The sequence below is a fragment of the Microseira wollei NIES-4236 genome (assembly GCF_020521235.1).
Lineage (GTDB): Bacteria > Cyanobacteriota > Cyanobacteriia > Cyanobacteriales > Aerosakkonemataceae > Microseira > Microseira wollei.
The window spans coordinates 1-255 of record NZ_BLAY01000726.1 but is presented as its reverse complement, the minus strand read 5'-3'; the positions used below and the strand labels follow the sequence as shown (position 1 = coordinate 255).

Annotated in this window: 1 protein-coding gene; it reads left to right on the top strand. The window is 48.2% G+C overall.

The window, feature by feature from the left end; genetic code table 11:
- On the top strand, positions 1-255 hold a 255-nt coding region (locus tag MiSe_RS50350), incomplete at both ends, for a hypothetical protein (protein WP_226595130.1).

Sequence of the window (255 nt, the reverse complement as noted above, 5' to 3'; positions counted from 1 at the left end):
TTTTGAATGCCGTGCCCCTACAGTTCCGCCATTTTGTAGGGGCACGGCATCTTTAAGCTATCTATTTCTGCCACAATATTTTGAATGCCGTGCCCCTACAGTTCCGCCATTTTGTAGGGGCACGGCACCTTTGGGCTATCTCTATCTGCCACAATATTTTGAATGCCGTGCCCCTACAGTTCCGCCATTTTGTAGGGGCACGGCATCTTTAAGCTATCTATTTCTGCCACAATATTTTGAATGCCGTGCCCCTAC